This is a genomic window from Synechococcus sp. CS-1326 (assembly GCF_025128115.1).
In the GTDB taxonomy this organism is placed as follows: Bacteria; Cyanobacteriota; Cyanobacteriia; order PCC-6307; family Cyanobiaceae; genus Regnicoccus.
The window spans coordinates 1-25627 of record NZ_JAHLYV010000007.1; the positions used below are offsets into that span (position 1 = coordinate 1).

23 protein-coding genes and 1 pseudogene are annotated in these 25627 nt (G+C 67.0%); 9 read left to right on the forward strand and 15 right to left on the reverse strand.

Annotated features, from left to right (window positions below; all coding sequences use genetic code 11):
- Positions 1 to 143 (forward strand): annotated as a pseudogene (locus tag KQ307_RS01430) (photosystem II D2 protein (photosystem q(a) protein)); the annotation flags it as partial.
- 454 nt (positions 144 to 597) lie between these two features.
- Here the strand turns inward: KQ307_RS01430 and KQ307_RS01435 are convergent.
- From KQ307_RS01435 to KQ307_RS01450, 4 genes are read right to left on the reverse strand one after another with little or no spacing between them, the layout of a single operon-like run.
- Positions 598 to 2235, reverse strand: coding sequence for a DUF2079 domain-containing protein (locus KQ307_RS01435; protein ID WP_259726718.1), 1638 nt, complete (start codon positions 2233 to 2235; stop codon positions 598 to 600).
- Positions 2219 to 3904 carry a phospholipid carrier-dependent glycosyltransferase gene (locus tag KQ307_RS01440; RefSeq protein ID WP_259726719.1) on the reverse strand — a complete coding sequence of 562 codons (1686 nt, stop codon included), beginning with the start codon at positions 3902 to 3904 and terminating at the stop codon, positions 2219 to 2221. Before KQ307_RS01440 ends, KQ307_RS01435 begins: the two co-directional genes overlap by 17 nt.
- Before the next feature lie 5 nt (positions 3905 to 3909).
- Positions 3910 to 5439 carry a glycosyltransferase family 39 protein gene (locus KQ307_RS01445; protein WP_259701911.1) on the reverse strand — a complete coding sequence of 510 codons (1530 nt, stop codon included), beginning with the start codon at positions 5437 to 5439 and terminating at the stop codon, positions 3910 to 3912.
- 25 nt (positions 5440 to 5464) lie between these two features.
- Positions 5465 to 7621 (reverse strand): glycosyltransferase family 39 protein, encoded by a 2157-nt coding sequence (locus tag KQ307_RS01450; protein ID WP_259726720.1) that lies wholly within the window; start codon positions 7619 to 7621, stop codon positions 5465 to 5467.
- 140 nt (positions 7622 to 7761) lie between these two features.
- On the opposite strand from KQ307_RS01450, the gene KQ307_RS01455 reads away from it, so the two are divergent.
- The 3 genes from KQ307_RS01455 to KQ307_RS01465 all read left to right on the forward strand — a co-directional run bounded on the left by KQ307_RS01455 (position 7762) and on the right by KQ307_RS01465 (position 12148).
- On the forward strand, positions 7762 to 9363 hold the full coding sequence (locus KQ307_RS01455) for an iron uptake porin (protein WP_259726721.1): 1602 nt from the start codon (positions 7762 to 7764) through the stop codon (positions 9361 to 9363).
- 312 nt (positions 9364 to 9675) lie between these two features.
- Positions 9676 to 11367, forward strand: coding sequence for an iron uptake porin (locus KQ307_RS01460; protein ID WP_259726729.1), 1692 nt, complete (start codon positions 9676 to 9678; stop codon positions 11365 to 11367).
- Between the two features lie 94 nt (positions 11368 to 11461).
- Positions 11462 to 12148, forward strand: a complete 687-nt coding sequence (locus KQ307_RS01465; RefSeq protein ID WP_259726730.1) for a J domain-containing protein — start codon at positions 11462 to 11464, stop codon at positions 12146 to 12148.
- Between the two features lie 16 nt (positions 12149 to 12164).
- Here the strand turns inward: KQ307_RS01465 and ndhO are convergent, their stop codons facing one another.
- A complete protein-coding gene (gene ndhO, locus KQ307_RS01470) occupies positions 12165 to 12392 on the reverse strand; it encodes an NAD(P)H-quinone oxidoreductase subunit O (RefSeq protein ID WP_259701916.1) in 228 nt (75 codons plus the stop codon).
- A gap of 56 nt (positions 12393 to 12448) precedes the next feature.
- Here ndhO and KQ307_RS01475 point away from each other — a divergent pair, with 56 nt between their 5' ends.
- Complete coding sequence (locus KQ307_RS01475) at positions 12449 to 13696, forward strand: cation:proton antiporter (RefSeq protein WP_259701917.1); 1248 nt, start codon at positions 12449 to 12451, stop codon at positions 13694 to 13696.
- Between the two features lie 28 nt (positions 13697 to 13724).
- Entirely contained in the window at positions 13725 to 14660 is a 936-nt protein-coding gene (locus KQ307_RS01480; RefSeq protein WP_259701918.1) for a TIGR01777 family oxidoreductase, read from the forward strand.
- Here KQ307_RS01480 and KQ307_RS01485 read toward each other — a convergent pair.
- Genes KQ307_RS01485 through KQ307_RS01500 form a run of 4 tightly spaced genes read right to left on the reverse strand, consistent with a single transcriptional unit; the run spans position 14596 to position 16995 of the window.
- Positions 14596 to 14880: a hypothetical protein gene (locus KQ307_RS01485; RefSeq protein WP_259726722.1), complete on the reverse strand. Its 285-nt coding sequence runs from the start codon at positions 14878 to 14880 to the stop codon at positions 14596 to 14598. The genes KQ307_RS01480 and KQ307_RS01485 overlap by 65 nt on opposite strands.
- Positions 14873 to 16075 carry a lipid-A-disaccharide synthase-related protein gene (locus KQ307_RS01490; protein ID WP_259726723.1) on the reverse strand — a complete coding sequence of 401 codons (1203 nt, stop codon included), beginning with the start codon at positions 16073 to 16075 and terminating at the stop codon, positions 14873 to 14875. Before KQ307_RS01490 ends, KQ307_RS01485 begins: the two co-directional genes overlap by 8 nt.
- Before the next feature lie 29 nt (positions 16076 to 16104).
- Entirely contained in the window at positions 16105 to 16533 is a 429-nt protein-coding gene (locus tag KQ307_RS01495; RefSeq protein ID WP_259701921.1) for a hypothetical protein, read from the reverse strand.
- A 51-nt stretch (positions 16534 to 16584) separates the two neighbouring features.
- A complete protein-coding gene (locus KQ307_RS01500; RefSeq protein ID WP_259701922.1) occupies positions 16585 to 16995 on the reverse strand; it encodes an iron-sulfur cluster assembly accessory protein in 411 nt (136 codons plus the stop codon).
- Positions 16996 to 17116: 121 nt separating this feature from the next.
- Here KQ307_RS01500 and zds point away from each other — a divergent pair, with 121 nt between their 5' ends.
- The 3 genes from zds to KQ307_RS01515 are packed head-to-tail and all read left to right on the forward strand — an operon-like array spanning position 17117 to position 19620.
- A complete protein-coding gene (gene zds, locus KQ307_RS01505; RefSeq protein ID WP_259701951.1) occupies positions 17117 to 18595 on the forward strand; it encodes a 9,9'-di-cis-zeta-carotene desaturase in 1479 nt (492 codons plus the stop codon).
- Between the two features lie 4 nt (positions 18596 to 18599).
- Entirely contained in the window at positions 18600 to 19046 is a 447-nt protein-coding gene (locus KQ307_RS01510) for an SRPBCC family protein (RefSeq protein WP_259701923.1), read from the forward strand.
- A gap of 10 nt (positions 19047 to 19056) precedes the next feature.
- The gene (locus tag KQ307_RS01515; protein ID WP_259726724.1) at positions 19057 to 19620 is read left to right on the forward strand and encodes a hypothetical protein; all 564 of its coding nucleotides are present in this window, start codon (positions 19057 to 19059) and stop codon (positions 19618 to 19620) included.
- Here KQ307_RS01515 and KQ307_RS01520 read toward each other — a convergent pair.
- From KQ307_RS01520 to rbfA, 6 genes are all read right to left on the reverse strand, one after another.
- Entirely contained in the window at positions 19601 to 20458 is an 858-nt protein-coding gene (locus tag KQ307_RS01520; protein WP_259701925.1) for a uroporphyrinogen-III synthase, read from the reverse strand. The genes KQ307_RS01515 and KQ307_RS01520 overlap by 20 nt on opposite strands.
- A 4-nt stretch (positions 20459 to 20462) precedes the next feature.
- The gene (locus KQ307_RS01525; RefSeq protein WP_259701926.1) at positions 20463 to 21656 is read right to left on the reverse strand and encodes a glycosyltransferase; all 1194 of its coding nucleotides are present in this window, start codon (positions 21654 to 21656) and stop codon (positions 20463 to 20465) included.
- Between the two features lie 63 nt (positions 21657 to 21719).
- Positions 21720 to 22664, reverse strand: coding sequence for a DMT family transporter (locus KQ307_RS01530; protein ID WP_259701927.1), 945 nt, complete (start codon positions 22662 to 22664; stop codon positions 21720 to 21722).
- Entirely contained in the window at positions 22642 to 23610 is a 969-nt protein-coding gene (locus KQ307_RS01535) for a zeta toxin family protein (RefSeq protein ID WP_311133752.1), read from the reverse strand. Before KQ307_RS01535 ends, KQ307_RS01530 begins: the two co-directional genes overlap by 23 nt.
- A gap of 5 nt (positions 23611 to 23615) precedes the next feature.
- Positions 23616 to 25241: a glycoside hydrolase family 3 N-terminal domain-containing protein gene (locus tag KQ307_RS01540; protein WP_259701928.1), complete on the reverse strand. Its 1626-nt coding sequence runs from the start codon at positions 25239 to 25241 to the stop codon at positions 23616 to 23618.
- The gene (gene rbfA, locus KQ307_RS01545) at positions 25225 to 25626 is read right to left on the reverse strand and encodes a 30S ribosome-binding factor RbfA (protein ID WP_259701929.1); all 402 of its coding nucleotides are present in this window, start codon (positions 25624 to 25626) and stop codon (positions 25225 to 25227) included. The genes KQ307_RS01540 and rbfA overlap by 17 nt, the downstream gene beginning before the upstream one ends.
- Position 25627: the final 1 nt, after the last annotated feature.

Below are 25627 nucleotides of genomic sequence, written 5' to 3' on the forward strand. Positions count from 1 at the left end.
CTGAGGATCCTGAATTCGAAACCTTCTACACGAAGAACATTCTTCTGAATGAAGGTCTGCGTGCCTGGATGGCACCGGCTGACCAGCCGCATGAAAACTTCGTCTTCCCTGAGGAGGTCCTGCCCCGTGGTAACGCTCTCTGATTTCTGAGCGCCTTCATTCTGTTTCGCAGTGAAGTCAATAGGGGCGCCCGATCGGGCGCCTTTTTTGTTGGCAACGGAACTCGCTGTGATCCGTTTTCCCGGCTTTTCTTCTAAACTGGCTTCGTTCTGTCAGCAGTGTCGTGGAGTGTTGTCCCGGAGCCTGCTCCAGGATTCACTCCGAAGGCTTCACCGGCTGGCGTTTTTTCCCCCAGGGGAGGAGGTGTCTGTGAGTCACAGTTCCATGTGCAAGGGTCTGCTGATCGCGGAGAACGCCGTCTGATTTCAGGCAGCAGCCTCTGAGTTCAATCGGTTCCGCGCCAGAGCGGACCCGGCGAGAGCCCCCGTTCCCACCCTCTGGTGGGAGCGGGGGCATCGTTCATGGTGAACCGTTCATGGTGAACCGGCCATGGTGAACCGGCCATGCTCAAACGGTCCTCGTGAGCCGATCGGCCGATCAGCGTTCGTCCTTTGGCTCCAGCTCGAAAGTCTTCACCAGTTCGGCCAGCCGCTCCTGGGCGTCGGCACGATCTGGCATTCCCCGCGCCAGCAACACGATTCCCCCCTCCACATCCACCACTCCATAGCCAGGTGAGAGCTCGGGGATCAGCTCGATGATTCGGGCGATTTCTCTGCGGTCACCATCCGACACGCTCAGATTTCTGCTCAGCATCGCCAGGTCCGCTGCGATCCACTCCACCTCGCGGGGGGCACCAGCTCTGTCTGCGTAGCGCCAGCTGCGCGGGAAGCGCACCAGCACTTCCCGCTCGGCGAGCAGCGGAACCAGGGGGGTGGTGGCTGCCACGGAGGCCGTTGGCGGGATCTGCTGGAGAACACGCCGGGCTGTCTGGCCATGCTTCCAGAGCTGGGCGGGGTTGGTGTAGATCCACGGACTCACGCTGTCGGGAATCAGGAAGGAGAGGGCGCGGTTGGGATTGCTGCTGATCGTGAGCAGAATCGACAGCCCGATGGCTCCGATCCAGGCGGCCCGAAGCCTGGGCCGCTGGAAGCTGCCCTGATGCTGCTGCCACCAGAGCACCGCCCCCGCGAACAGGCCGGGCACCACCAGCAGCGCGTAGCGCACGTTGATGGCCAGTGGCGGTGGTTTCCCATCCGCCAGCAGCAATCCCAGAAACGGCAGTCCCATCAGCAACCAGCTGTCCAGGGAGATCAGCGGAATGAACAGAAGCGGCAGACCCTGGGCAAACAGGTAGCGGAGCGTGTCTCCAGGTTCGTTGACCAGCTCCCGGATCAGTCCGATGGGGGTTGAAAGGATCTTCCCCGCCACATCCAGGCTGCTGGCGCGATCCTGATCGCCGATGAAATGGCCGAAATTCTCCACCATGAAGCGGCGCGAATTGTCATCGCTGAACAGGGGCATCAACACAGTGGTGACGATCACGACCCAGCTGATTCCCACCCCGCCGATCAGCAGTGCTGCCGGCCACTGTTGCTTGCGGCGCACCAGGATCCAGAGACTCACCCCGGCCAGCAGCACGCCCGTGTCCTCGCGGATCAATGGGATCAACACCGTGCAGAGGGCCACCAGCCACCAGCTCCGCCGCTGCCAACCCCAGACCAGCAGAAAGAAGGCCAGGGGCAACTGGCAGAGATCCGTGAAGTTTCCCCAGGTGGGGCCGATCACGGCATTGGCTGCGAAGAAGGAACAGGTGAGCAGGGCCGCCAGTCGATCGTTGTTGCTTCCAAGGGTCTGGAGGGCGAAGCGATGCAGAACCAGTCCGGCGGCCGTCATCAGGCCCACCTGCACCAGGGGCAGGGCTCCTGCGCCCAGCAGGCCCACCAGGGGGGCCCAGAGCAGCAGCGCCGGGGTGAAGTGCTGTCCCAGCCGGTGATAACCCAGGGCGGGCAGTTGTCCGTCGTGGACAACGCTGGCGGACAGCTGGGAGGAGAGGGTGCTCTCGAATGGATGGCCCCGCAGGCTGTTCCAGAGCACCTGCAGAAAGATGCCCTGGTCGTAGGAAGCGGTGAGAACCTGCAGGCGCCACCACTGCAGGACCAGGCCCACGACGGCGAACACCACGGCGGCAGCCAGGACAACGCCGCTCCAGGACCGGCGATCAGCGGAGTGGTTCATCGGAGAGGGGCACAACGGTGCATCGCCAGAGTTGCCAGTCCTGCTCGCCCAGCCTGCTCAGGCGGCAGTGGGAACCAGGCTCCAGAAGCAGGGGGGGAGGCGGAGTGGAGGCTTTGGCAAGCAACAGGAACGGGGTGGGCGTGCCGGAGCTCGCCCTGGAAGGCAACGGATCGATTGGCCGCTGGGCATACCAGTTGAGGCTGGGCCGCCGCCCTGATTGTCCTGCCACATAGATCGGCAGCAGGCCTGTGTCGGCCCCTGTCTCGGCAGCCCTGGCGAGGCTGGCCAGCGGCCGTACGTCGTCCTGCTCGTTCAACTCCCAGTTCCAGAGGGAACTCTGGAAGAGCAGCAGCAGGGAGAAGCACCAGCCCGCCAGCAGCAGGGCCAGTCCGCTGCGGCGCTGCCGTGCCGTGGGGCGCAGCAGCATCAGGCCGCCCACCAGCAGTCCAAGGCCCGCCAGCAGAACGAGGCGGCTGGCCTCGCCAGGCAGCCCGGTCCGGCCTGTTGCGGCCAGCAGGGCGAGCACGACCAGGCCGCCGCCCAGCACAGACCAGAGGATCGGCACGAACCGCAGGGGGGGGCGGTCCTGCCGGGGTTGCAGCAGCCGCGCCAGCAGCGGTCCGCAGAGCAGGGCGAACGGCAACCAGAGGGGATGGCTGTACCAGGGCAGCTGGGTGCGCAGCGGCAGGATGGATGCCGCCAGCACCAGCTGAAGCACCAGGCACCAGCGACCCCAGGGCATCGAGCGCTGCCGCCAGGCGATGACCAGGGCCATCGGCCAGAGCGGCAGCCAGGGCCAGCCTCCTTCCAGCAGCTCGATCAGAGGCACCCGCCAACCGAGCTCACTGCCTTCGCCGGCATCCAGCAGCACCCTGGTGACCCCGTCTCCGCCCCAGAGCCAGAGCGCAGCCCCGCCGCGGCTCCATCCATGCCAGAGATGCCAGGCCAGACCCGGCCCCAGACCCAGGACCAGTCCGATCAGCAGTTGACCCCAGCGCCGCCTGCCGGGGCTGGGGTCGGCGGCCAGTCCGATCAGCCCAGCCGCCAGGGCCGGCAGCAGGACCGGGGCCTTCAGCAGCAGCAAGGCGCTTCCGGCCAGCCCGGCCATGCCCCCCTCCCGGAGTGCGGAGTGGCCGGACGAGCGGCTGCGCAGCAGGGCCCACCAGAGCAGGGCCATGGCTGAGAGCTGGGGGCCGTCAAGCATCGCCAGGCGGCCATGGCGCGCCACCGGCAGAAGGGTCAGCATCACGGCTGCCGTGGCCAGGGCCGCGCCCCGCTGTCCTGGCCGCAGCTGACACTGAACCAGGCCCACCAGGGGTACCACCAGGGTCGAGAGCAGCGCCGGCGCCAGCCGCATCACCCACTCCGGCGGCAACCCGGCGGCGGCGGAGCTGGCCTGGCGCCAGAGCGAGATCGTTGCGGCGATCAGCAGATGCAGCCCGGGGGGCTTGTTGAGGTAGGGGTCCCCCCAGAGGGTCGGCAACAGGCCCCGGGGAAGCCCCCGATCGGCGATTTCGAGGCTCACGCGGGCCACGATGCCCTCGTCCCAGTCGCGCAGCGGCAGGTTGCCCAGCCCTGTGCCGGCCAGGATCAGGGCGACGGCCCAGAGCAGCAGCAGGCCGCGCCAGGGGACGGTGGGGGGGCGAGGGCCGGGGCTGATCGCTTCCATCGGATTCAGCGGCGGGCGGGCTCGATCGGGCCCAGCGGGATCAGAAAGCTCGAATCCGCTCCACAGTCTCCGGCATGGGCGCAGACCCAGCTGCGCAGCCTGGTTTTGGCTGGGCCGTTCTCGAAGGGTCTGAAGCTTTCGATCTGCTGGAAGCTGCCGGCCAGGGCCGCGGCACCGCGTTGCCGCCATTCCTCTGGGCTGCGTTTGATCAGGCCTGCCGGGGAGACCAGCCAGCCTTTGCGGTGGGCCAGATAGAGAACGGTGGGATCCGAACCGCTGGCCACCACGACCCTGGCTTCAGGGGGCGTGGCCTTTCGGATCCGCTCGGCAAGGGCCAGGGTCGGCGATCCGGCCGTGTTTTCGCGGCTCCAGTAGTCGATCGTCAGCACGGTAAGGCTGACCAGGGGCAGCAGGATCAGCAGGATCCAGCCCCTGCCGCGCAGCCAGGGCAGGGCTCCCTGCTGGAGTCGCACCCAGCCGAGGCCGATCAGGGGGGCGGCGAACAGGGTGAGCGGCAACTGGTAGTACTCGTGCACGGCACTGCTCTCAGGTGCCAGGGCTCCGGCGGCCAGGACGGCCCCGAGCCCGATCGGCAGCACCAGGGCCTGGGTTCGCTGCTCGCGGTCCGGGATGCGGCCCAGGCCCAGCAGCCCCAGCACCAGCAGGGGCAGCCCCAGCACCGCCAGGTTCCGGACCGTGATCCTGATGGCCAGACCCAGCCAGTAGCCGGGCCCGAGCAGGTCGCGCCAGCTGTAGCGGTTGGCTTCCCCGCCCCAGAAGCCGAAGCTGAGGCCACTGGCCTGGCCCAGTCGGTGGGCGTGCCAGTACCAGAGGGCCGTCACCGCGGCGGCGGCCAGGGGAAACAGCCAGGTGCCGGGCTGCCGCAGCACGCGCCAGCTCCGCCGGGAGCCCCACAGCCACAGCAGCGGCACCCCCAGCCAGAGGAAGGGCAACACCTTGATCAGGCAGGCAGCAGTGAAGGCGAGCCAGCTCAGAAGCAACGGAAGTGGATCATCCCGCTCCAGCCAGGCCAGGAACCCCTCCAGGCAGAGGGCGGCCAGGAAGAGCAGGGTGGCTTCCGGCTGCACGGTGCGGCCATAGAACACCGGGATCGGCAGCACGGCCGCCGCCATCCCTCCCCACCAGCCCGCCCTGGCGCCCACGAGCCGCCGCCCGATCCGGATCAGCAGCCAGATCGTCAGCACGCTCAGGGCCACCGAAACCCCCCGGGCCAGCCACTCCCGCACCCCGAAGAGGCGATAGAGCAATGCCACCGCGTAGGGATAGAGCGGAAACTCCGCTTCCACCACGCCGCTGCCCGCTCCGGCCCAGTCGATCTGGGGCAGCAGGACATGCATCCCCTGCTCGGCGAAATTGCGGGCCATCGCGGCCGTGTCGGCCTGACGCCAGCTGTGGACCCCCAGGATCGGTGCCTGGATCTGAACCAGCCGGAGGGCGAGCCCCGTCAGCAGGGGAAGCCAGAGGGGGAGGCCGGCGGCGCCCCGCCCGGGCGGTGCGGGATCAGCGGCGGGCATCGTTGAGGGGGTAGTGGGCAGGAGGTTACTGGGGGCTCTCCGTCTCGCTTTCCGGCTCGCCCTCCAGCTCCGCCTGCACCATCCGGATGGCACGGGGCAGCGACTGTCTGGCCGGCTGAATCCGGCGCAGATCGCCGCTCAACACCCCGGCTAGATCGGCCAGGGCCTTGAGCACGGGCTGCTCGAACCGTCCGGAGGCGCCCTGCGCCACGGCGGCGGCCTGGCCGGCCTGCCAGTCGGCCAGCAGCACCACAGCCCGGTAGGCACTCGGCCACGGATTGGTGGGAGCGAGCCGCTCCAGGCGGCTGAACCAGCCATCCGCTTCGCTGGGCCGGTTGCGCAGCACGGCCAGCAGCCCCAGGCTCCAGAGGGCATCGGGATCGGATGGATTCCGCTCCAGTCGGGCCCAGGCCCAGGCGTTCACCCGGCGCTGATAGAGAAAGTGGCCATCGAGCTGGTGCTGGGGGCCGATCGCGGCGAACACCGCCCCAAGCCCGGCCGGCCCCTGCTTGATCCCTCTGGCCAGGGCGATGAAGCGCTGGTCGAACCGCCCGGCCGGCGGAGCGTCGGCGCGCCGGCGCCACAGTTCGATCTCCCTGCCGCGGTCCCACGGCCAGCTGCCGACCCGCCTGAACCGGCCATCCCGCCGCACCTCCCGGCTCAGGCGCCGCGACGCTTTCCGTTCGGTGCCCTGGTCGCCACTGGCGAGCAGCAGCCACTCGGCCTGCTCGAGCACGAGGGGGTGCTCCTCCTTTCGCTTGCCGATTTCGCGGCCGAGGATCTGGCCGCCGTTGAGGCGGCCGAAGCTGCTGACGTTGTGCTGGTTGAGCGAGGCTGTGGTGGGAATCACTACAACGGTGACCGGCTGGTTGGCCACCTGTTGCCTCAGCGCCGCGATCACGCTCACTAGGGGTGAACCGGGCTGGGCCTCGATCTGCTCAATCCGGGCCACTGCTGTTGTGGCCGCCGTGCCTGCAAGGCCGATGCCGAGCAGGGCCGCCGCTGCCGCACCCCTCCAGCGCGTCTGGATCCCATTCGCCTGGATCCCGTGCAGCAGGCTCCACCAGCCCCGCGCCAGCAGCAGCACCAGCAGGGGCAGCACCGGGGCGATGTACCGCGGATCCTTGTTCGGGCTCAGACTCGTGCAGAGCCAGCCGGCCAGGGCGCAGCCGAGCAGCCAGCCCCAGCCTGAGCCCCAGCCGATCAGGCCGCCGCTGGGCCCACTTCGCCGCCGCAGCCGCCGCAGCCAGGCGAGCAGGCCCCCCAGCCCTCCGATAGCCAAAAGGGGCATTCCGAGTTGCTCGGGCCCGAGCCTCGTGTACCAGAGCAGGCTGGCGAGGCTGAACGGGCCCGGATCCCCCTCCCGCGTCCCCGATTCGATCACGGCCCGGTTGGTGCCACCGAGGGTGGTGATCCAGTTGTGATGCAGCCAGGGCAGGACGGCCGCCAGCACCAGGGCGAGGGCTGCCAGCACCTGCAGGCGCCGCGGCCGCTGGCGCAGGCCAGTGCCGATCGCCCAGAGGCAGGGGAGCGCCAGCACCAGCAGGGCGCTCTGCTTCACCAGCACGGCCGCCGCGATCGCCGCCGCTGCCGCGAGGGACTGCCCCCAGCGGCCCCCGCTGGGGGCGGGTGCGCACCAGCGGCCCAGCAGCCAGAGCGCCAGCGTGGCGGCGGCGGTGAGCGGGAGATCCAGGGTGAAGTCCACCCGCAGGGCGGCCAGGGCAGGGGTGAGGCCGACCAGAGCCGCGCTCAGCAGGCCGAACCCAGGCCCGACCAGCTGCCGGCCCCAGCAGGCCACCACGGTGAGCAGCAAGAACTGCCAGAGGGAAAGGGCCCAGCTGGCCTGATCAGGACTGTCGCCGGCCATCCCCATCACCGTGCCGTTCACCAGGCTGGCCAGGGGCGGGATCTTGGGGGAGAGATCGAGCAGGGCGCCCCATCCGCCCCAGCCGCCGCCGGGGAGCAGGCCCAGGGCGCGGCCATGGTCGACGGCACTGTTGAGGTATTCGGCCTGATCCCAGGCCGGCAGCCGCTGATCGAGCTGAAGCCAGAGCCGGTCGGCAGCGGTGCAGGCAAGCCAGATCAGGCCGAGTGCCAGCCACCAGCACCAGGTGGTTGCAGCCGGGAGCCGAAGCGAGCGAAACCGAAGACCGGCCAGGGGCCTGAGGCGAGGCCCCGACACTCTGACCGCCCGGCGGAGTGCGGAGCACCGATCCGCACCCTGGGCCGTTGTGCCTTCTGTCACAACCCCCTTGGCCATCCAGCCCCGCTGGAGTGACTCTGGTGTTGTGCGCTTTGCGCCATCTCGTGTGTGAGGAATCCATGAAACTTTTCCAGCAACTGCTGCTGGCGCCGGCAGCCCTCGGTCTGCTCGCCCCCATGGCCGTTTCGGCCTCCGAGCTCAACATTGACGGCGTCAACAAGTACGCCGGCTCTGAAGAGCAGGTCACCAGCATCACCCAGTTCTCCGATGTGCAGCCCACCGAGTGGGCCTACCAGGCGCTCTCCAACCTGGTGGAGCGTTATGGCTGCGTGGCTGGCTATCCCGATGGCACCTTCCGTGGCAAGAAGCCGCTGAGCCGCTGGGAAGCTGCCGCCCTTCTCAACGCCTGCCTCGACCGGATCACTGAGGTGACCGACGAACTCCGTCGCCTGATGAAGGAGTTCGAAACTGAGCTGGCCGTGCTGAAGGGCCGCGTCGATGGCCTCGAAGCCAAAGTGGGTGAGCTGGAGGCCAATCAGTTCTCCACCACCACCAAGCTGAAAGGTACGGCCACCTTCGTGATCGGCGCCAACTCCTACGGCGGTGACAGCGGCCGAGTGGATGCAGCCCAGGCCCTCCAGGGCTCCACTGCTTTCAACTACGACCTGCGGCTCGATCTGGACACCAGCTTCACAGGCAAGGACCTGCTCCGCACCCGCCTGCGCGCCGGCAACTTCGGTGACAGCCCCTTCGGTGCGCCCGTCGTAGGCCTGAACGCGCTGGAAGTGGGCTTCGAGGGCCCTCCCGGTCCTGACTCCGTCATGATCAACCGGCTCTTCTACCAGTTCCCGGTCGGCAGTTCCTTCACCGTCACCGCCGGTCCCCGGGTCCGTCAGGACGACATGCTGGCTGTCTGGCCCAGTGTGTACCCGGCTGACACCGTTCTCGACATCTTCACCTATGCCGGCGCCCCCGGCACCTACAGCCTCAACCTCGGCGCTGGTGGTGGTCTGTGGTGGAAGAGCGGCGGCTTCAGTGCCAGCGTCAACTACGTCGCTGCCAATGGCAACGTCGGCGCCCCGGATGATCGTTTCGCTGTCTGCGGTGGCATCGGCAACGATTGCTCCCAGCAGACCGGTACCGCTCAGATCGCCTACACGGGTACCAACTTCGGTCTCGCCGTGGCTTACAACTACTCCACCCCCAATGGTGTGGCTGGCCTCTACGGCGGCAACGGCACCCCCACGGCAGTGACGGCTTACCTGAACGCTGACTCCGTCAACTCCGTCGGCATCAGTGGTTACTGGCAGCCTTCCAACTCCGGCTTCATTCCCTCGATCAGCGCTGGCTGGGGCATCAACGCCTACACCTACGGGAATGGCACCGGTGCCATCGGCGAAGACTTCGGCGACGCCCAGAGCCAATCCTGGTATGTCGGCCTGCAGTGGACCGATGTGTTCATCAAGGGCAATGCCGCGGGCATGGCTGTGGGTCAACCCACCTTCCTCACCCAGACCAGTGGTGATTCCACCATTGATCCTCGGGATGGTCAATTTGCCTGGGAGTGGTGGTACAAGTTCCAGGTCACTGACAACATCAGTGTGACGCCTGCGATCTACTACCTCAGCGCTCCCCTTGGCCAGGATGGTTCCTTTGGTTCCAACAACAGGCCTGATCTGAACAACTTCGGCGGTCTGCTCAAGACCACCTTCAAGTTCTGATCTATCAGCAACAAACAGGAAACCTGGCTGATCCCTCACACTCATCAGCCAGGATTCTTTTCTTCAAGCTCATTCAGAGCTGAACGTTTGCACTCTTGTTCCAAAGGCCGCAGCTCTTTGTTGCGGCTTTTTTGTGTCTGTTGGTTTGCCTGTCTCGCTCTGGATTGGGCCTTGATGGAGCAACCTGGCTGCGGCAAGTTGGCGTATCCTGCGATACATCATCCAGTTCTATTTTGATGGTTTCAAGAGGCCGCATCCGATACACTTTGCGCAGCTTCCAATGGAAGCCCCCTCAATTGGTGTGAGGATCCAATAAAACCGTTCCAGCAGCTCCTGCTGGCGCCTGTGGCCCTTGGGATGTTCAGTCCCCTGGCCGCTTCCGCCGCAGATCTCAATCTTGATGGCATCAACAAGTATGCCCGGCCTGCTTCGGCTAAAAGCCAGAACCAGGTCACCAGCATCAGCCAGTTCTCCGATGTTCAACCCACCGAGTGGGCCTATCAGGCGCTCTCCAACCTGGTTGAGCAATATGGTTGCGTGGCTGGTTATCCCGATGGCACCTTCCGCGGCAAGCAGCCGCTGAGCCGCTGGGAAGCCGCCGCTCTGCTCAACGCCTGCCTCGATCGGATCACCGAAGTGACCGACGAATTGCGCCGGTTAATGAAGGAGTTCGAGGCCGAACTCGCCGTGCTCAAGGGCAGGGTCGATGGCCTGGAAGCCAAGGTGGGTGAACTCGAAGCCAGCCAGTTCTCCACCACCACCAAGCTTCAGGGTGAGGCCAACTTCGTGCTTGGCGCCCTCAGCGCCGGTGGTGATCGGAACGGCCCAATTGCTGGCGTACCCACTGGTTTGGGCAGGAACACGTCAGACCGGTATAACCAGGCGAATGGTGCCACCACCTTCAGCTACGACGTCCGCCTCAACCTGCTGACCAGCTTCACCGGCAAGGACCTGCTTTACACCCGGCTGCGTTCCGGCAACTTTGCCAATGCCTTCAACGCCGGTAGTGGTGATCCGGTTAACCTGACCACCCTTGACAAGGCGAGCAATGGCTTTGCCGGCTCTGATGGGGTTGGCATCGATCGTCTCTACTATCGCTTCCCCGTTGGTAAGGAGTTCAGCTTCATTGTTGGTCCCAAGGCCCGGAACACTGAGTCGCTGGCTGTGAACCCCTCGGTTTACAACAGCAGCATCCTCGACTACTTCTCTGTCCATGGTGCACCGGGTGTCTACAACAAGGCCACTGGTTCCCTACTGGCAGGCATCTGGAAGCAGAATGTCAAGAAGGGGCAAGGCGCCTTCAGTTTCGGTGCCAGTTACGTGGCTCAGACGGGCAACGTGGGCACTGTTTATGAAGGCAATCCGTTTGCCTGCTCCGGTGGTGAAGGCGGCATCGGTGCTGATTGCTCCCGCGGCAACTTCCTGGCCCAGCTGAACTACACGGCTCCCCAGTGGAACATCTCCCTGGCTTACCGCTACGGCCAGGCCGCCACCAACTTCCGGCGCAGCACGGGCTTCGCTGCCTCGAACAGCTCCTTCCTGGCCAACGGCGATTCCAACAACTTCGCCGTCAACGCCTACTGGCAACCCAAGAAGCCCGGCTTCGTTCCATCTCTGAGTGTGGGTTGGGGTATCAACACCCTTTCGGGCAACGACACCAGGACCACCGGCGCTGAGTTCGTACAGCCCTACGTCACTCAGTCTCAGAGCTGGTTCGCCGGTCTGCAGTGGAGTGATGTGTTTGCCAAGGGCAATGCCGCCGGCATGGCCGTTGGTCAGGGCACCTTCGCCACTCAGTTGTCTCGTGGCACCAACGACAACGCCAACACCACCCCCGACGATGGCAACTACGTCTGGGAATGGTGGTATCGCTTCCGGGTTTCCGACAACATCTCGGTTACCCCGGCGATCTTCTACCTGAGCCGTCCCCTGGGCCAGAACACCGGCAGCGACGACACCTTCAATGTGTTCGGCGGCCTGGTTCAGACCACCTTCCGGTTCTGATTCACGGCCCCAAGCTCCTCACACACCAGCAACCCCCGGCAACGGGGGTTTTTTGCTGGCTGATCACTGCCTTCCGGCCCGGCCCGTGGCGATGATGGTGTGCCTGTTCGGTGCGTCGCTGGTGCCTTCCACCAAGCCAGAGCTCTATGCCGTTCTGGGGGTGGCGCCCGGCTCCAGTGCCGCCGCGATCAAGGCGGCCTATCGCGCCCTGGTCAAACGGCATCACCCCGATGCCGGCGGTGATGCCACCGTGATCCTGGCCCTCAACGAGGCCTGGGCGGTGCTGGGCGATGCGGAGCAGCGCCGCCACTACGACGCCGAGCGTGCCGGCTTCGTGGCCGCTATTCCCGCCGTGCCAATGCGTCAGCGCGGGCGCTCCAGGGACAGCGAACTGGTTGCCTGGCTGCAGCAGGTCTACGGCCCGATCGATCGTCTGCTCGCCCAGGTGATCAACCCCTTCCCCGCCCAGTTGCGGGCCCTCTCGGCCGATCCCTACGACGACGCCCTGATGGAGACCTTCTGCGTTTTTCTGGCCCAGAGCAAAGCCAAACTTGAGAAGGTGGAGGCCCTGTTCCGTTCCCTGGCCTGCCCTGCCGCCGCCAAGGGATTCGGCCTCAGCCTCTACCACTGCCTCAGCCAGGTGCAGGATGCCCTGGCTGAACTGGAGCGCTACACCATGGGTTATGTGGACAGCTACCTCAGGGATGGCCGCGAAATGCTGCGTGAAGCCAAGCACCGCCGCAGCCTTCTCCATCAGGAGCGCCGCCGCCTGGAACTCTGAGGCGCGGGGATCCGGCTCAGAAGGTTTCGAGCTGATTCAGCCGGAGCCAGATGTCGGGTACCGGCAGGCTCCAGTGCAGCTGGGCGTAATCGCCCTTGATCGCCAGCACTTCGCCGGGCCCTTCGAACAGATAAGCAGGCGGTGTGGGGTCGCTGGCCGCCGCTTCGAGGCTGCCGGCATAGGCGGCCGCATTCACCTTCACCAGGGAGCCCTTCTTGATCGCGGCGGTGGGAGTTTCGGCCATCAGGCGAAAAGGCGGCCCGATCAGGCTATAACCACTCCCACTGGATTGGTCTTCTGTTGGGAACGAACCTGGCCATGGCGCTGGCTGTGTTCGGCGCCCTGCTGCTGGCCGCTGTTCTGCTCGATTCGCTGGCCATCAAGGTCCGTGTGCCGGGAATTCTGCTGGTGCTTGTGCTCGGTTTGCTCACCGATAACAACCTTGAAGCCCTGCCCGGCGAACCCCTGCCGCTGCTCAGCCTCCCCAGGGCCGAATTGGTGGCCCAGGTTGCCTTGGTGCTGGTGCTCTTCTTCGGAGGGCTCACCACCAACTGGCGCCGGGTCCGCTCCGTGATCCGCCCGGCCACCCGCCTGGCCACAGCCGGCTCCCTGATCACCGCCCTGCTGGTGATGGCTGTGGTGCTGGGTTTGCAGTACCTCCCAGGCGGCGAGATCCCCGCCAGCCTGCCGCTGGCACTGTTCGTCGGAGCGATGGTCTGCAGCACCGATGCCTCAGCGGTGCTGGCGATGCTGCGCCCCCTCTCAGGCCTGCTGCCCCTGCGGCTGCTCGCCTTGATCGAGGTGGAATCGGCGGTGAACGATCCGGTGGCTGTTGTGTTCTCCGGCCTCGCCCTCGCCATGGCAGGGGGGGCCGTCACGGCGCCTTCAGGGCTGGTGATCGACGTGGTGCGCCAGTTCCTCTTGGGTGGTCTGTTGGGTTTCATGGGCGGCAGCATCGCCCAGTTCCTGCTCGCGAAGCACCGCAGTAAGGCCAGCCCCTCCCTGCTGGCGGTGATGAGCCTGGCGGAACTGATGCTGCTGGTGGGAGCCACCGAGCTGCTCGGTGGCAGTGGCCTGCTGGCGGCCTTCATCGCCGGCCTGGTGCTGGGCAACAGCCCCGATGGAGATCAGCCGGCCCTGGAGGAGGCCCATGCCGGCTTCACCAAGCTGGCGGAGCTGCTGCTGTTCCTCTGCATGGGGCTTGTGGTGGACCCCCGGGAGGTGGTTCAGACCTTTGGCTGGGCGGTGGTGTTGTTCCTGGCCATGCTGCTGGCGCGCTGGCTGATGGTGCAGGGACTGCTGGTGCGGAGCGGCTACAACCAGGCCGAAAAGCTGTTTGTGGGAATGGCCGGGCTGCGCGGCGCCGTGCCGATCGCGATGGCGATCCAGGCCGCCGCCAGTGGGGTGTCCTGGGGGCACCTGATGCCGCCCCTGGCGCTCGGGGTCGTGTTGTTGGGCCTGCTGGGTCAGGGCTTCGCACTGGTGCCCCTGGCGCGCCGCCTCGGCCTCACCGACCCCCCACCGGCCCTGGCGAGCCCTGGCTCCTAGCCTGTTCCCCTGCCGCCGGATCACAGTCATGCGCCTGCTTCTGCTGGGATGCACCGGGTTCATCGGGCGTGCCCTGGTGCCCCTGCTGCTGGAGCGGGGCCATTCCTGCAGCGTGGTGAGCCGCCGTTCCGGCAGCCTTGCGGGCCTGGAGCACTCCGGGCTCCAACGGCTCGTGGCCGATCCCGCCCTGGCGGCCAGCTGGCAGCGGCCCGAGCTGGGCGAGGCCCTGGCCGCGGCCGAAGGGGTGGTGAACCTGGCCGGGGAGCCGATCGCCGAGAAGCGCTGGACGGCCGAGCAGGTGCGCCTGCTGTTCGACAGCCGCCTGCAGCCCACCCGGCTGCTGGTGGAGGCGATGGCGGCGCTCCAGTCCGGGCCGGCGGTGCTGGTCAGCGGCTCGGCCGTGGGGTATTACGGCAGCAGCCTGGAGCGGCGGTTCAGCGAGGCGAGCCCTGCCGCTGACGATGTTCTCGGCCGGCTCTGTAGCCAGTGGGAGGCGGCGGCGGATGGGGCGGCGGCCTTCGCCCGGGTTGTGAAGCTGCGGATCGGCATCGTGCTCGGTGCCGATGGCGGCGCCCTGGGCAAGATGCTGCCGGTGTTCCGTGCCGGGCTGGGTGGCCCGATCGGCTCGGGCGGCCAGTGGATGAGCTGGATCCATCGCGATGACCTCTGCAGCCTGATCGCCCAGGCGCTGGAGGATCCCGGCTACCGGGGCGTCTACAACGCTGTGGCGCCGAAGCCGGTTTCGATGGCGGGGTTTGCCGCTGCCCTCGGCAGGGTGCTGGGCCGGCCCAGCCTGCTGCCGGTGCCCGGCCCCATGCTGCAACTCCTGCTGGGTGACGGGGCCCAGGTGGTGCTTCAGGGCCAGGAGGTGGTGCCGCAGCGTCTGCTGGATCAGGGCTTCAACTTCCGCTACCCGGAACTTGCCGCGGCCCTCGCCGCTGCCACCAGCCCAGCACGCCGCTGAGCACCGATGCGGCCATCAGCACGCCGATGGCCGGGGTGAACAGCGGGGTCCAGAGCCGTTGAAACAGGACAAGCGGTGCCTCCACCTTCTGGCTGTGCAGCCCGATCGCCAGGGCGAACCAGAGTGCTCCACTGATCACCACGAACACATTCAGCACCAGCAGGTTGTCGAGCCAACCCTTCAGACGCAGGCTCAGAGGAAGCGAAGCCAGTTCAGTCATCCAGCAAGGCCAGGATCTGCTCCGCCATTCTCGCTGAACCGCCCGGGCCGCCGATCCGCTCCAGCCCATTGGCTCGGCAGCGGTTCGCCAGGCTGGTGCCGGCGCCGAGGGCTTCGAGCTGCTCCTGCAGCAGCCGGGCGGTGCCGGCCAGGCTCAGGGCGGTTCCCGGTTCCCCGGCGCTGCAGACCACCGAGGGTCCGAGCAGCCGCCGCTGGGCTTCGGCAAAGGCAGGGGTGAACTGCGGTCCGAACCCGGCCAGCTGGATCACCGGTTTCCCCAGCCCGACCGCCTGTTCAGCGGCGGTGCCGGTCATTGAGAGCACAAGGCTGGCCTGTTGCAGGACGGCGGGGAAGCGCCCCCAGTGCAGCCGCAGCTCCAGTGGACCCTGTCGCAGGCTGCGGTTCTCCAGCCTCCAGTTCAGCCGGGCCGCCACCGCTGCGATCCGCTCCGGTGTGAACGCTTTGACCAGGGCCGCGTCCAGGCCAAGGCAAGCCGGTTGCTGCAGATCGGCTGGAAGCGCTTGGAGCACCGCAAGCATCGATTCCAGGTTCCGCTCCGCTTCCGGCAGCCGGCTTCCCGGCAGCAGACAGACTGAGCGTGGCTCTGATTCTGTGGAGGGTTCACGGCCGTCTGGCTGTGGAGCGTCCGTCAGTGCGGGATCGAGAAAGGGGTTGCCGAGAAAGTCCACCGCCCGCCCCAGCTGGGCGGTGAGATCACTGGCCGTCAAGGCATCGCGGCTGAACAGGCGGCGAAACCGCCGCTGCTTCAGGCAGAGACCGCACGGCCACGGCAGTCGCAGCCTGCCCTCGTAGTGGCTGGAGTAGGCCACGAGATAGGTCACCACCGGCCGGCGGCTCCACCAGGCGGCCAGCACCGGGATCACATCGCCGACCACCACCACCAGATCGGCCGTTCGGCTCTGGCGCAGGAACAGGCCCAGCCGGCCGAGCAGGTAGGCCAGCTGACCTTGAAACAGTTCGGTCAGCCGGCCGCCCAGGCTCGTGTAGCCGAGACCGCCGGTGCTGAATTCGCGGGTGGCTCCCAGCACCTCGATGCCCGCCTGTCGGTAGGCCGCGCCATGCCCCACCAGCGGCAGGGCCTGCACGATCACCCCGCCGGCCTGGAGCCGAGCGCCGATCAGGCTGCCGCTCAGATCCTCGCCGTGGCCGTTGCTGAGCAGGAGAACGCGCTGCATGGGGCTGGCCCCTCCAGAAGACCTGCCGCTCAACCCTGCAGCCAGTTCCGCACCTTCTCCAGGGAGGTCCAGCCGGGCTTGCGGCTCAGGCCATCGCTGATCGAACCCTGCAGTTCGGTGGCCAGCTCAGGCGCGAGGGCCGTGACCCGCAGAACCAGGTCGATGTGTTCGCGCACCCCTTTGGCGCCGGTATCGAGCATCGCCAGGCTGAGATTCACCCGCGACTGCGGGTCCTGGGGGTTGAGTTTCACCGCCGTCCGGGCCGATCGCAGCGCCTGCTCCGGCTGATCCTCCAGCAGTTGCAACCAGGCCAGGCAGGTCCAGGCAGCGGCCAGGCGCGGAGCCTGGGCCGTGATCGCCAGAAATTCGTCGATCAGCTCGGCGGCTGGAGCGCCCTGCCGGTAGCGGTCGATCGCCTGATCGAACTGGGATTCCGCAGAAGAACTGGTGGCCGTCATCGGCAGCGGCGGTGGTCGAAAGGGATGGGCTCAGGTTCCCACGCTGCCGGCTCAGACGGCGAAGGAACTGCCGCAGCCACAGGTCTGGCTGGCGTTCGGGTTGGTGAAGTTGAAGCCGCCGCCGATCAGCGCGGAGCTGAAATCCAGTTGCATGCCGTAGATGTAAAGCAGGCTTTTGGGGTCACACACCACCCGGAAGCTGGCGGCCCCCGCCGGTTCATACACGTACACCTCGTCATCGGCCTGGATCGCATCAGCGGCCACGAAATCCATCGTGTAGCTCATGCCGCTGCAGCCACCGGAGCGCACACCCACCCGCAGCAGCTTCTCCTCACCCTGTTGCTGGGTGAGGCCGGCCAGTTGCTTCATGGCGGGGTCGGTGATCAGGATTCCCTTGCCGTCCTTGCCGGTGTGGGTGGCCGGAGCCTGGTCTGCCGTCACCGTTGCGATCGAGCTGCTCATGGGGGCGCCTGTGGGGTCTTGAGGAATTCGCTGCATCCACTCTATGGAGGCTTCCCGGCTTCTGAACAACCGCCGCCGCGACGGTCGGCTCCATAGAGTCGGAGAAAGCGGGAGTGACGGGGTGCGGGTCGCCATCGTGGGTGCGGGTCTGGCGGGCTTGTCAGCGGCCGTCGACCTCTGTGATGCCGGCCACCAGGTCGACCTCTACGAGGCGCGTCCGTTCGTGGGCGGCAAGGTGGGCAGCTGGGTGGATGGCGACGGCAACCACATCGAGATGGGGCTGCACGTTTTCTTCTTCAACTACGCCAACCTCTTTGCCCTGATGCGCAAGGTGGGAGCCTTCGAGAACCTGCTGCCCAAGGACCACACTCACCTGTTCGTCAACAAGGGGGGGGATCTGCGGGAGCTGGATTTTCGCTTCCCGATCGGCGCCCCCTTCAATGGCCTCAAGGCCTTTTTCACCACCCCCCAGCTCGACTGGATCGACAAGCTGCGCAACGCCCTGGCTCTCGGCACCAGCCCGATCGTGCGTGGCCTGGTGGATTACGACGGAGCCATGGCGGTGATCCGCGACCTGGATCGCCTCAGTTTCAAGGCCTGGTTCGTCGGCCACGGCGGCAGTGAGCGCAGCATCGAGCGGATGTGGGACCCGATCGCCTATGCGCTCGGCTTCATCGATTGCGCCACGATCTCGGCCCGCTGCATGCTGACCATCTTCCTGATGTTCGCCACCCGCACCGAGGCCTCCCAGCTCAACCTGCTGAAGGGTTCCCCCCACCGTTGGCTGCATCAGCCGATCCTCGATTACATCGAAGCCCGTGGCGCCCATCTGCATCTGCGGCATCGCGTCAGTGAGGTGCGCTTCGAGGAGAACGGCACCGACTCCCCCCGGATCACCGACCTGCTGCTGGGCACACCCGATGGCGAGATCAGCGTGGAGGCCGATGTTTATCTGGCCGCCTGTGACGTGCCAGGCATCCAGCGGCTGCTGCCGCCGGCCTGGCGCCGTTTTCAGCAGTTCGATGACATCTACAGGCTCGAGGCGGTGCCTGTGGCAACCGTGCAGCTGCGTTATGACGGCTGGGTGACCGAACTGGGCGATTCGGAGGCCAATCAAGCCGCCCGCCGCAACCTTGAGCGCCCCGCCGGTCTCAACAACCTGCTTTACACCGCCGACGCCGATTTCAGTTGTTTCGCCGATCTGGCCCTGGCCAGCCCCGACGACTATCGCCGCCCCGGCCAGGGATCTCTGCTGCAGTGCGTGCTCACCCCCGGCGATCCCTGGATCGCCAAGGGCAACGCGGCGATCGCCGCGGCGGTGGATGGCCAGGTTCGGCAATTGTTCCCTTCCGCCCAGCCGCTCACCTTGATCTGGAGCAATGTGGTGAAATTGGCCCAGTCGCTCTATCGGGAGGCACCGGGCATGGAGCCGTTCCGTCCTCAGCAGCGCACGCCGGTGAGCAATTTCTTCCTGGCCGGCAGCTACACCCGCCAGGACTACATCGATTCCATGGAGGGCGCCACCATGAGTGGCCGTCTGGCCGCTGCCGCCATCCTTGAGCAGCCGGCCCGCCTGACCCGTTGCGCCGCGGTGGCCTGAAGCCATGGGTCGTTGGCTGGAGCACAGCGTCACCACCGAAATCACCGCTCCGGTGGAGCGGGTCTGGGAGGTGTGGAGCGATCTGGAGGCGATGCCGCGCTGGATGCGTTGGATCGAATCGGTCAAGACCCTCGACGATCCTGATCTCACCGACTGGACCCTCTCCGCCCAGGGCTTTCGTTTCCACTGGAAGGCGCGGATCTCCAAGCGAGTCGAGGCCCAGCAGCTGCACTGGGAATCGGTGGGAGGATTGCCCACCAAGGGTGCCGTGCGGTTTTACCCCCAGAGCGAATCCCTCACGGCGGTTCGTCTCACCGTCAGTTACGAGTTGCCGGGTGTGCTTGCGCCGTTGATGGAACCCGCCATCCTGGGTGGAATCGTCACCCGGGAACTCCAGGCCAATCTGGATCGCTTCAGGGATCTCGTGGAACGTGGACATCCGATCGACTGATTTGCGGGGAATGGGACACCTGGCTCTGGCTATCGCCGCCCTGGCCGCCCTGGTCGGCTGCGCCAGTGCGCCACCGCCCGGCCCCGAGGCGCTGCTGCCACCGCCTGCTCCAGCGCCGGCTGCACCGCAGCCCGCCAAGGTTGCTGGCGCTTCCAGGCCAGCGGTCGCCTCGCCGGCCACCCAGGGCTTCACGCCACTGCCCAGTCGTGAGCAGGTGCTGGCCACCACCCCGGAGCGGCGCCTCGATCCGTTCGCCCCGCTGGCCCGGCCCCGCACCGCAGCCCCAGCAGCCGCCGCAACAGGTCGGCCTGGATCCCTGGCCGTTCAGCCGCCGATCACCCTGCCGGCTGGCTTTAAGTTCAACGGTGTGGTCAGCGTCGGGGGGGTTCCCCAGGCGCTGGTCACCTACCGCAACGAGAGTGGCAGCCTCTCCAGGGGTGACCAGGGGGGGCGCACCACCCCCCTGCTGCCGATCGGCTGGAGTGTGGCCTCGATCGATGCCCAATCCGGCCACCTCCTGCTTCGCCAGGGGCAGCGGACCGTCAGCGCCAGACTCAACCCGGCGCTGCTCTGAGCTGGGGGCGGTTCGCCAGGGTATGGATGCAGGCCTGAACCAGGCCGTCCAGATCGTGGGGATCAGCTTGTCCGTCGATGCGGCCGAGCAACTCCAGGCAGGTGCGGCTGGTCTGGGGGCCGATCGTGATCAGCGCCACGGCCTCCAGTTGCCGGCGCCAATCGTCACCAAACTGCCGCTCGAACAACTGGCAGCTGTGCAGCACGGTCTTGCCGCTGCTGAAGGTGATCGCATCGATCCTCTGCTCCGCCAGGGCGGTGGCGGTGGCGGCCGGCATCTGCTGCGGGCAGCGCGACTCATAGGCGGCCACCTCGACCACCCGGGCACCGGCTTCGCCAAAGGCTTCACCCAGCAGGGTGCGACCGCCGCTCTGCACCCTCGGCAGCAGCAGGCGCAGACCCCAGCCTGAAACGGGAAAATGCTCGATCAGGCTCTCGGCCACGAAGGCAGGGGGGATGAAGTCGGCCGGGGCCCGAAGGGATTCCAGCCGTGCGGCTGTTTTGCGACCCACCGCGGCGATCTTCAGGGAACGGGGCCGGCCGGCGAGGTTGGTGCCGATCCGCTCCAGGCGCTGCTCGACGGCATCGACGCCGTTGCCGCTGGAGAAGACCAGCCAGTGGAAGTCGTCCAGTTCAGCGAGGGCATCATCAAGCGGTCCCCAGGCATCGGGAGGCCCGATCACCAGGGCGGGCAGATCAAGCACCCGGGCCCCGGCCTGCTCGAACCGTTGCCGCGCCTCACCCAGCTGTTGCTCGGCCCGGGTCACCACGATCGAGCGCCCCAGCAGCGGTGGCCCCGCTGATCCGGCGCCCCTCGCCTCACTGCTGGCTTCTGGCATCGGTTCAGGCATCGAGCCTCACCATCGCACCGGCCTGGCGCAGCAACTGGTCGGCGTCCAGGGCGCGTCCCTGGCGGCGCAGCAGGCGGATCGCCTGGCTGAAATGGCTGCGGGCCCCATCGATGTTGCCCCCCAGCAGTTGGGCTGCCGCCAGGTTCTGGTGGGTTTCGGCCTGGCTGGGGTTCAGGCGCAAGGACTGGCCGTAGGCCTCGATCGCGCCGGCGATGTCGCCGAGGCGGCGGCGGATCAGCCCGAGGTTCCCCCAGCCGAGCGCCACTTCCGGCGCCCGCCGGGTGGCGGTTTCCGCCAGGGCCAGGGCGGCTTGGGCGTTTCCCTGACGCAGCAGCAGCGCCGCCAGATTCAGCTGCGCCCCCAGGCTGAGGCGAGGGTTCAACGGAATGGCCAGGGCCTGGCGGTAAAGGTCGATGGCCCGCTCGGAATCCAGAGCCGCCGTGGCGATCGCCAGGTGAAAGAGAAGTTCGTAGCGTTGCGGGTGGGCCTGCTCGGGGCAGTGGGCCAGCCCTGCTTCCAGGCGGCTGATGGCCTGCCGATGGCGTCCTTCGCTGATCTCCAGGCCTCCCAGCTTGGCGCTCGCATAGGGATCAGAGGGGTTGTCGCGCAGGTCCTGCTCCATGGCCAGGCGTAGGCGTTCGGCCTTGTCCCCGGCCGCCAGCAGCTCCGGTCGGTAGCCGTCATGCACCAGGGCGGGCAGGGGGCATTCAGCGACGCGCCAACCGGGTTCGCGCGCGATCAGCGCCGCCACGCTGTCATCCACCATCGCGTGATATGGCCGGCTCCAGTGGATCGCCGGGTGGCGGCGAAACAGCCTGCTCACGCTGGAATAGGGAGATTGCTCGGCGCCGCGCTCCAGCCGCAGCAGGTTGATCAGCAGCACGTCGGGGAGGGCCATCAGGGCCCGCAGCGGGGCTCTGGCTTCCGGCAGGAGCTGCTCATCGGCATCGAGCACCAGCACCCAATCGCCGCTCACCGATTCCAGGGCCAGGTTGCGGGCTGGTGCGAAATCCCCCGGCCAGGCGATCTGGTGCACCGTGGCGCCGTGGCGCCTGGCGATCTCCACGCTGTCATCCTGCGAGCCGGTGTCCACCACCACCAGCTCATCGACGAAACCCGCCACCGACGCCAGGCAGGACCCAAGCCGCTCGGCCTCATCCCGCACGATCATCGAGAGGCTGAGCATCGGCGGCCTGGTTGGGTCAGCAGAGCCTAAAGGCGGTTTTCGCCGCGCCCTGGAACCGCTGGCTCAGCCGCTGGCGAGCCTGGGCTGGATGAATCGCTGCGTCACCCCGGCCAGGATCAGTCCGAGGCTCAGGGCGGTCACCGCCGTGAACGGTTCCCCCAGAACCACGGCTGCGCTCACCACGGTCACGAGGATGCTGCCACTGCCGGCGAGGGCCACCTGGCTGACGCTGAACAGGCGGCCGCTGGCCTGGCGCAGCACTTCGGTGCCAAGACTGAGGGTGATTCCGTAGACAACAATCACCCAGAAGACCCACCAGGTTTGAAGCAGCAGAAAATGATCGGGGCCGTATTGCAGATACGCGATGATGGCAAAAACAAGTGCTCCAGCCAGATTGGATACCCCGACGGTGAGGCCACGGGATAGCTGGTAGGTGGCAATCTTGCGTCGGATGCAGTTGCGAAGCGAGGTGGCCAACACCGAAACCAGGCCCCAGGCCAGGCCCATCCAGTTGTCCATGCTCATCATTCCCCCGGTTGCACCGAACAGGATTCCGATCAGCAAGCCGCCGAAAATCAGCATCAGGCTCAGAGCGAAGCGCTCGGGCAGTTTCTCCTTCAGCCAGAACAGGGCCAGGAAGCCAGAAGCGGGCAGGGTCAGCGAGAACAGCAGCGTCTGGGTGATCACCGAGAGCTGATCCAGTGAGTGGTAGAAGGCCAGTGGAGCGAGGAAGCAACCCAGGAAGGAATCGGCGGCCACGGCTCTTGAGGCCGCCGGGCTGATTGTGCGGATCTCCCTCCAGACGATCCTGGGCTCGGCGCTCAGCAGCGCAAGTCCCACCATCGACTGGGCGATGAAGAAGACATTGCAGAAGCTGATCGGATTCTCGCCGCCGACTGGATGGCTGGCACCGAATCCTTGCAATCCCTTCAGCACCGTGCTGCGCAGCCCGGAAACAAGCCCATAGCCCAGCAGGATCAGGGGCTCAGCGTTGTTCCGGTGCGCCACTCTGCCCAAAGATCACCGGCTGCCTTTGTTGGTTACCCATGGGCGGGTGGTTTGGATTGATCGGCTTCACTTCCCTGCCGGGGAGGGGATCGCCCTGGCTCCAGAGAACCCTGCCGGTGAGGCCATCCACCTGGACGGAGCCGTTCGCCCTGGGGGCCAGCTGCCTGAACACGGAAATACCGCGCTGATAAAAGGCCTTCACAATCAAGCGCGGCACATAACGGCCGCTGGACTGATAGCGCTCCAGCACCCGTTGCAGGCTGAGGGGCTCAGGGATCAGAATCTGCACCAGAAAAACCTGATAACCGTTCTGTTTCAAGGATCCAATCAGCTGCTCATAGCGATCAGCCTGGGTCATTGTTCCATCGTAGATCACGTTCAATCGGCATGGCCTGGTGATGGCTTCAATCTGCATGGCAACGATGTCGCGGACCTCAGCTTGTGTGGAACTGGCATTCCAGCCGTGATACTCCGGTAATGCTTCGCGAACTTCATCAGCATCGATCCGGTAGCTGCTCTGCAGAAGCGAGCCGCTGATGTGGCGCCGCAGCCAGGTGGTTTTGCCGGCGCCCGGTGGACCTCCGGTGAGAATGGCAACCGGCGCTCCCATCGCTACGCAAGGCTTCCCTGAGAGGGCTGCTCGGATGATCTCGTCGTGGAGTTTCTGGCGTTTGGCTGAATAACCACTTTCGTTGAAGTATGTGCTCTTCGTTGTGGGGAGTCCGAGGAGGCAACGCTCCAGCCAGTCAATCGCTGCGGGCTGGATATCGGGTCTGCCGGATTGGTTCAGCCGTTGACACTGCTTACCCTGTGGCTGTTGAGCGACAACAGGATCAGCGGCAACCGGTGCAGCGCGCCCCATCGGGCCGGTGAGAAGCAAGGCCACGGCGCTCGCCAGGCTGGTCGCCAGGCTGGCCCTGCGCCGGGATTGGACTTGGTGGGCCATGCGATTCAGTCTGTGAAGCCGCCCTCCAGGCCGCCACCCGCCAGCCCCAGGCGATCGAGGAGCAGGGCCTGGGCCAGGGGCATCTGCCCGGGGCAGTAGGCCGCCGGCAGCTCCTGCGGCAGCAGCGGTCGGAGCGCCTGCCACAGGTAGGGGCTGCCGTAGATGGCCAGCCCCGCCAGCCTGCCGGCCCCCAGCAGTTGACGCACCACCGCGGGCCAGGGTTCCTCGCCGCCGGCGCTGCCGCGGAAGGGGTTGCCCCGCACGAACAGCTGCAGCAGCACCGGACCCGGTGGCAGGCGATCGAGGGCCAGCGGTGCCGTCGGCTCGCCGCTCCAGGGGCTTGGGCTGCGGCCATCGATCAGGCAGGCGGCGTAGCCGTTGCGGGCAGGTCGCTGCAGCGCCGGTGCCATCAACGGCAGGAAGGGATTGGCCAGGACACTGTCGAGCCGGATCAGGTTCAGGCCCGGACCCGGCGGCAGTTCCTCGCGGCCCTGGCTCTGCAGGCTGACGGTCACCAGCTCCCTGGCCAGGGCCAGTTCCGCGCCGGTTTCAACTCCCTCCAGGGCTTCAGGGGTGGCTGGATCGGTTGGCGCTGCGGTTGCCAGAGCGAGGGCCCGCTCGCGCCGTTCCAGGCTCTGCTCCAGGCGCCCTCGGCTGATCCGGCCGCTGGCGAGCGCCTCCAGCAGGGCAGTGATCGCGGCGTCGGCATCGGCGGGCATCAGCAGCAGATCGGCCCCGGCCTCGAAGGCCAGCAGCGCCGCTTCTCCGGCGCCCCACCGGGCGGTGATCGCCTCCATCACCAGGGCATCGGTGACCACCAGCCCGTTGAAGCCCAGCTCCCGGCGCAGCAGCTGCTCCAGCACCAGGGGTGAGAGGGTGGCGGGGCGATCTGGATCCAGCTCCGGCAGAAGCAGGTGGGCTGTCATCACCGTGGCCACGCCCGCTTCGATCGCGGCGCGAAACGGGGGCAGCTCCACCGCCTCCAGCCGGCTGCGACGGTGGGGCAGCCGAGGCAGCTCCAGGTGGGAGTCGGTGTCGGTGTCGCCGTGGCCGGGGAAATGCTTGGCGCAGGCCAGCACCCCTTCGGCCTGGGCGCCGGCGATGAAGGCGGCCCCCAGCCGCCCAGCCGTGCTGGGATCCTCCCCCCAGGCCCGCACATTGATCACTGGATTGGCCGGGTTGTTGTTCACATCGCAGACCGGCGCCAGCACCCAGTTCAGGCCCAGCAGGCGGGCCTGGCGACCGGTGCAGTGGCCATAGGCGGTGGCCAGGGCGATCGCCCTGGCCGGTTCGCTGGCGTGGAGCAGGCCGAGGGCCAGGGGAGGGGGCAGCCAGCTGGCCCCCTCGAAGCGCTGGCCCACGCCTTCCTCCACATCGGCGCAGAGCAGCAGGGAGCGGCCGGCCCAGCGCTGGAGCTGGTCGGTGCGAAGGCGCAGTTCGCTGGCGCTGCCGCCCAGCAGGATCACCCCGCCCACCCCCTGGCCCAGCAATCGTTTCAGCTCGGCGTTGGGCAGCTCCCAGCGGGGGTAGCGGCGCTGGCCATCGCCCAGATGGCCGCTGCAGCGCACCACCAGCAGCCGGGCCACCTGCTGCGGCAGGGACAGCTGGCGCCAGTCAGGCGTCGAGATCATCACGGCCGGGTGGGACCTCCCCTTTCTCCTGACGCTGCCGCCCGAGTTCGTTGAGCAGACCGAGCACGGTTGTGCCTTTCTCGATGCCGCGATCGAGCTGGAAGATCAGCTCGGGCGTGCGCCGCAGCTTCAGCCGGCGGCCCAGTTCCCCCTTCACGAAGGGTGTGGCGGAGCTGAGGCCCGCCAGGGCGGCCTGGCGGTCGTCCTCGCTGCCGTAGATGCTCACGAAGACTTTGCAGTGCTGCAGATCACCGGCCACCTCCACCTCGGTGACACTCACCATGCCGAGTCCCACCCGCTCGTCCTTGATGCCGTGGACAAGCAGTTCGCTCACTTCACGCCGGATCAGCGCCGCGACCCGCTCCACCCGTCGGCCCTGTGCCATG

Excerpts from the sequence above, each read along its gene's own strand:
- KQ307_RS01435 (WP_259726718.1), bottom strand. The coding sequence starts at position 2,235 with ATGAACCACTCCGCTGATCGCCGGTCCTGGAGCGGCGTTGTCCTGGCT.
- KQ307_RS01440 (WP_259726719.1), bottom strand. The coding sequence starts at position 3,904 with ATGGAAGCGATCAGCCCCGGCCCTCGCCCCCCCACCGTCCCCTGGCGC.
- KQ307_RS01445 (WP_259701911.1), bottom strand. The coding sequence starts at position 5,439 with ATGCCCGCCGCTGATCCCGCACCGCCCGGGCGGGGCGCCGCCGGCCTC.
- KQ307_RS01455 (WP_259726721.1), top strand. The coding sequence starts at position 7,762 with ATGAAACTTTTCCAGCAACTGCTGCTGGCGCCGGCAGCCCTCGGTCTG.
- KQ307_RS01465 (WP_259726730.1), top strand. The coding sequence starts at position 11,462 with ATGGTGTGCCTGTTCGGTGCGTCGCTGGTGCCTTCCACCAAGCCAGAG.
- ndhO (WP_259701916.1), bottom strand. The coding sequence starts at position 12,392 with ATGGCCGAAACTCCCACCGCCGCGATCAAGAAGGGCTCCCTGGTGAAG.
- KQ307_RS01480 (WP_259701918.1), top strand. The coding sequence starts at position 13,725 with ATGCGCCTGCTTCTGCTGGGATGCACCGGGTTCATCGGGCGTGCCCTG.
- KQ307_RS01485 (WP_259726722.1), bottom strand. The coding sequence starts at position 14,880 with ATGACTGAACTGGCTTCGCTTCCTCTGAGCCTGCGTCTGAAGGGTTGG.
- KQ307_RS01490 (WP_259726723.1), bottom strand. The coding sequence starts at position 16,075 with ATGCAGCGCGTTCTCCTGCTCAGCAACGGCCACGGCGAGGATCTGAGC.
- KQ307_RS01495 (WP_259701921.1), bottom strand. The coding sequence starts at position 16,533 with ATGACGGCCACCAGTTCTTCTGCGGAATCCCAGTTCGATCAGGCGATC.
- KQ307_RS01500 (WP_259701922.1), bottom strand. The coding sequence starts at position 16,995 with ATGAGCAGCTCGATCGCAACGGTGACGGCAGACCAGGCTCCGGCCACC.
- KQ307_RS01510 (WP_259701923.1), top strand. The coding sequence starts at position 18,600 with ATGGGTCGTTGGCTGGAGCACAGCGTCACCACCGAAATCACCGCTCCG.
- KQ307_RS01515 (WP_259726724.1), top strand. The coding sequence starts at position 19,057 with ATGGGACACCTGGCTCTGGCTATCGCCGCCCTGGCCGCCCTGGTCGGC.
- KQ307_RS01520 (WP_259701925.1), bottom strand. The coding sequence starts at position 20,458 with ATGCCAGAAGCCAGCAGTGAGGCGAGGGGCGCCGGATCAGCGGGGCCA.
- KQ307_RS01525 (WP_259701926.1), bottom strand. The coding sequence starts at position 21,656 with ATGCTCAGCCTCTCGATGATCGTGCGGGATGAGGCCGAGCGGCTTGGG.
- KQ307_RS01535 (WP_311133752.1), bottom strand. The coding sequence starts at position 23,610 with ATGGCCCACCAAGTCCAATCCCGGCGCAGGGCCAGCCTGGCGACCAGC.
- KQ307_RS01540 (WP_259701928.1), bottom strand. The coding sequence starts at position 25,241 with ATGATCTCGACGCCTGACTGGCGCCAGCTGTCCCTGCCGCAGCAGGTG.
- rbfA (WP_259701929.1), bottom strand. The coding sequence starts at position 25,626 with ATGGCACAGGGCCGACGGGTGGAGCGGGTCGCGGCGCTGATCCGGCGT.